Origin of the sequence: Kribbella sp. (assembly GCF_035655035.1) — a bacterium.
In the GTDB taxonomy this organism is placed as follows: Bacteria; Actinomycetota; Actinomycetes; order Propionibacteriales; family Kribbellaceae; genus Kribbella.
This window is the reverse complement of the sequence record NZ_DASRVN010000587.1, coordinates 1-4,582: the sequence shown is the minus strand read 5'-3', so window position 1 is coordinate 4,582 and position 4,582 is coordinate 1. Positions and strand designations below refer to the sequence as shown.

The window sequence follows — 4,582 nt, the reverse complement described above, 5'->3', positions numbered from 1 at the left end:
GTTCGACGGCACCGACATCTGGTCGATGAAGCGCGGCGACTTCACCACGTTCCGGCGCAGCGTGCAGTACGTGCACCAGGACCCGTACGCGTCGCTGAACCCGACGCGGACGATCCAGCAGACCCTCACCGCGCCGCTGCTCAAGCACGGCATCGTGAAGAACAAGAAGGACGCCGCCGACAAGGCCGCCGAACTGCTCACCAAGGTCGACCTGACCCCGGCCGAGAACTACCTGCCGAAGTTCCCGCACCAGCTGTCCGGCGGGCAGCGGCAGCGGGTCGCGGTCGCCCGGGCGCTGACCCTGGACCCGAAGCTGATCATCGCCGACGAGTCCACCTCGATGCTCGACGTGTCGATCCGGATCAGCGTGCTCGCGATGCTCGGCCGGCTGCGCGACGACCTCGGCGTCGGGTTCCTGTTCATCACCCACGACCTGGCGATCGCGAAGTACTTCGGCTGGCGCGGCAAGACCGCGGTGATGTACCTCGGCCGGATCGTCGAGTTCGGGCCGACCCCGAAGATCATCAACGCGCCGACGCACCCGTACACCCGGGCACTGATCGACGCGATCCCGGAACCCGACCCGGACCTGACCAAGACCAAGGGCCGGGAATCGCTGCGCAGCCTGGAGATCCCGAGCCTGGCGAACCTGCCGTCCGGGTGCTCGTTCCATCCGCGCTGCCCGCAGTTCGAGGAGGGGCTGTGCGACGGGAAGGTGCCCGAGCTGATCGAGATCCGGTCCGGGCAGTCGGCCGCGTGCCACGTGGTCGCGCGGGACGGCGTACCGGAAAAACCGGCAGCTGAATGACCCCGCAGATCGGGCGGGCGGCGCTCGGCTGGGCAGCATTTCTCGTGCTGGCCAGCGTGGTCCTGCTGCTCACCCTGACGCCGGGCACCCCGGAGTTCGTCGTCACCCTGTTCACCTTGTGTTTGGGCCTGCTACTGGGCCTGGTGGTCGTCGTCGGCGTGATCGTCACGCGGCGGCGGGAGAAACGCGAGGGCGGTAGTTAGTCCCCACCAGTAAGTAGTACCTGACCCACATGGGCGTGTGGTCAGTCCAGAAAGGACGAAGGATGAGTCCCACCGATTCCGGCAATAACAGTTCGGGCGCCAGCGCCCGGACGAACGCTGTCTCCCGCCGGCACGTGCTCCAGCTGTTCGGTATCGCCGGTGTCGGCGTGGCCGGCATCGGGTCGCTCGAGGCCTGCTCGCCGAGCAAGCCGAACGCCGGCGGAGGTGGCAGCAACGGCGGCAGCAAGGAGTTCCACGGCGCGTACCCGTACCAGCTGCCGCCCAAGGGCCACTTCAACCTGGCCGCCGGCGTCACCGACGGCATCCAGGCCAGCACCAGCCCGTACTTCGACCTCGTCTACCCGAGCGCCGGCCTGTACTACTGGGCCGACAAGAAGTGGGAATGGATGATGGCCGAGTCCGGGACCCTGGACGAGGCGAACAAGACCTACACGCTGAAGCTGCGCTCCGGGCTGACCTGGAGCGACGGCAAGCCGGTGACCGCCAAGGACGTCGTGTCGACGTTCAACCTGCACTGGCTGATGCGTCAGCAGGCGTGGACTTTCCTGTCCGACGTCAGCGCCAAGGACGACACCACGGTGCTGTTCACGATCGGTACGCCGTCCACCGTGCTGGAGCGCTTCATCCTCCGGGCCGGCATCCTGCCGGACTCGGTCTACGGCGAGTGGGCGACCAAGGCCGAGACCATGCGCAAGGCCAAGACCAGCCTGGACAGCGCCGCGGGCAAGCAGCTGAACGGCGACTTCCAGAAGTTCCGCCCGCAGAACCCGGTCGTCTCCGGCCCGTTCAACTTCGACGTCAAGAGCATGACCAACTCGCAGATGACGCTGGTCAAGAACGACAAGGGCCTGTTCGCCGACAAGATCGGCTTCGACAAGGTCGTCCTGTACAACGGTGAGACCTCGGACGTCACCCCGGTCGTGCTGAACAAGGACGTCGACTACGCCACCCACGGTTTCGCGGTGGCCACCGAGAAGACCCTGCTCGGCAGCGGCTTCCGGATCCTGCGGCCGCCGGTGTACTCCGGTCCGGCGCTGGTGTTCAACTACACGGCCCACCCGGAGCTCTCCGACCCGCGCGTCCGGCAGGCGATCGCGTACGTCCTGGACCGCAACGAGAACGGCACCGTCGCGCTCGGCGACTCGGGCAAGGCCTGCAAGTTCATGGCCGGCTTCTCCGACATCCTGGTGCCGGACTGGGTCTCCGACGCGGACCAGAAGAAGCTGCAGGCGTACGACAAGGACGAGGCCAAGGCCACGTCGCTGCTGCAGGCAGCCGGATGGAAGAAGGCCGGCGGCAAGTGGATGCTGCCGAACGGCAAGCCGGCCGCCTACGACATCAAGTTCCCGACCGAGTTCGCGGACTGGAACCCGGCCGCCACCAACGCGGCCGACCAGCTGAACAAGTTCGGCTTCAACATCACCAAGCGGGGTATCACCTTCACCCAGCTGAACCCCGACGTACTGGCCGGCAAGTTCGACTTCGCGATCCAGAGCTGGGGCGCGTCGAACCACCCGCACCCGTACTTCTCGTACGTCCAGGACCTCTACACGTTCAACTACGTGATCGCGGCGAACTCGGGCGGTAAGGGCATGAACTTCCCGCTCAAGCAGACCACCTCGACAGGTCCGATCGACCTGCAGGCCGTGGTCGACAAGTCCGCGCAGGGCCTGAACCTCGACGAGCAGAAGAAGAACGTCACCGCCGCCGCGGTCGCGTTCAACGAACTGCTGCCGATCATTCCGCTCTGGGAGCGCTACGGGAACAACCCGGCGCTCGAGGGCAAGCGGGTGGCGAAGTTCCCGGCCGACGACGACCCGATCCTGAAGAACGCGCCGTACGCGGACAACTTCGTGATCATGTACATGTACCAGGGCAAGGTCGCGCCGGTCTAAAGGACTGGCGTTCTGACCTGATTGTTTGATTGGGTCGGCCGGGTGATCGTGATACGCGAGATCGACCCGGCCGACCTGGCCCTGTTCGACGAGTGGTACGACGCCTTCCACGCCGGCGCGGTCGCCGGGCGGGAGGCCGCGCTGGTGGAGAGCCGCGAGGCGCTCGGGTACTCCCTGCGCAACCCCGGTCCGTTGAAGACCCGGCGCGCGGTCGGCGCGTTCGAGGACGACCGGGTGCTCGGCGCGATGCTGTTCGAGTACCGGCTGGCCGACAACCTGGACGCGGTCGAGGTCGAGATCGACGTACCGCCGCAGCACCGGCGGCGGGGGATCGGCACGGCGCTGTGGCAGTGGGCCGTGACCCGTTCTTCCCAGCTCGGGAGGACGATCGTGCAGACGGAGCTCGGCGTACCGGCGGATCCGTGGCCGGGTGCGGAGTTCGCCGCGCGGCTCGGGTTCGCCGTGGAGCATGTCGAGGAGCATTTCGTCGTACCGCTGCCGTACGACGAACTTCGCCTGGAGGAGCTGCGGTCGGCCGGGCGGCCCGACGGCTACCGGCTGACGTCGTGGGCGGGGGTGTGCCCGCCGGAGCACCAGCAGGCGTACGCGGATCTGCACAGCGCGATGGATCTCGACGTACCGACCGGTGGGATGACGCGTGAGGTCGTGCCATGGACGGTCGAGAAGCTGGAGACGAGCGAGGCGCGGGTCGATCGCAACTACCTCGCGCTGGTGACGATGGCGCACACGTTCGACGGAGCGCCCGCCGGGTACACGCTGATCTATCTCCCGCGTGCGGACGCCGGGCACGCCCAGCAGGACGACACGCTGGTACTGCGGGAGCACCGCGGCCACAACCTCGGCACGCACCTGAAGCTCGCGAACCTCGCACAGCTGGCCGAACACCGTACGACGCAACGCTTCCTGCACACTTGGACGGCGCTGACGAACGCCCCGATGCGCAAGGTCAACGCGCGCTTCGGGTTCCGCGCCGTCGAGCAGCATCGCGAACTCGAACTGGAACTGCCGAGGCTGCGGCCGGCGGCGCGTGGCGTGATCGTGGATCCTGCCGATCGCGTGCTGCTGGTCCGCTTCGAGTTCGCCGACGGACCGGTGTGGGCGACTCCCGGAGGCGGTCTCGAGCCCGGCGAAACCGTACTGGAAGGGCTGCGCCGGGAACTTGTGGAGGAGGTCGGCCTGCGGGACTTCCCCGATCCACCACACCTGTGGCACGAGGAACACGTCGCCGAAGGCCACGCCACCGGGTACGACGGCGTGCTCAACGACTACTTCCTGATCCGTACGGACGCCTTCGACCCGGCCGGCTCCCTCGGCGCGGACGAACTCCGCGCCGAGAACGTCCACGCCCTCCGCTGGTGGACCCCCGACGAGCTGGACAAACACGACACCCGCTTCGCCCCGGCCGACCTCCCCGCCCTACTCCGCGACACCCTCCACTCCGGACCCCCACTCACCCCACGCACCCTCTAGGTCACAGTCGTCGTACCCACCCTCAGCGTCCGTGTCGCCCGCCGAATGTACGGAAGGTTTCGGCGACTGTGCCGGGCGGCGGGAAAATGTCACATCAACGTTGTCCAGACAGGAATCCCGGTGCCCCTTTGGCCCGCCGGGCGGCCGCGGCGGTAGGTTCGGCA

Annotated in this window: 4 protein-coding genes; all 4 read left to right on the top strand. The window is 67.5% G+C overall.

Annotated features, from left to right (window positions below; genetic code table 11):
• The coding region (locus tag VFF46_RS31180) for an ABC transporter ATP-binding protein (RefSeq protein WP_325040816.1) at nt 1-808 on the top strand (808 nt) is incomplete at its 5' end.
• Entirely contained in the window at nt 805-1,011 is a 207-nt protein-coding gene (locus VFF46_RS31175; RefSeq protein ID WP_325040815.1) for a hypothetical protein, read from the top strand. The genes VFF46_RS31180 and VFF46_RS31175, both read left to right, overlap by 4 nt.
• A 62-nt stretch (nt 1,012-1,073) precedes the next feature.
• Nucleotides 1,074-2,927 carry an ABC transporter substrate-binding protein gene (locus VFF46_RS31170; RefSeq protein ID WP_325040814.1) on the top strand — a complete coding sequence of 618 codons (1,854 nt, stop codon included), beginning with the start codon at nt 1,074-1,076 and terminating at the stop codon, nt 2,925-2,927.
• A gap of 42 nt (nt 2,928-2,969) precedes the next feature.
• Nucleotides 2,970-4,418, top strand: coding sequence for a bifunctional GNAT family N-acetyltransferase/NUDIX hydrolase (locus tag VFF46_RS31165; protein ID WP_325040813.1), 1,449 nt, complete (start codon nt 2,970-2,972; stop codon nt 4,416-4,418).
• Nucleotides 4,419-4,582 lie beyond the last annotated feature (164 nt).

Bases quoted from the DNA above. Each gene is read 5' to 3' on its own strand.
- VFF46_RS31175 (WP_325040815.1), top strand. From the start codon at position 805: ATGACCCCGCAGATCGGGCGGGCGGCGCTCGGCTGGGCAGCATTTCTC.
- VFF46_RS31170 (WP_325040814.1), top strand. From the start codon at position 1,074: ATGAGTCCCACCGATTCCGGCAATAACAGTTCGGGCGCCAGCGCCCGG.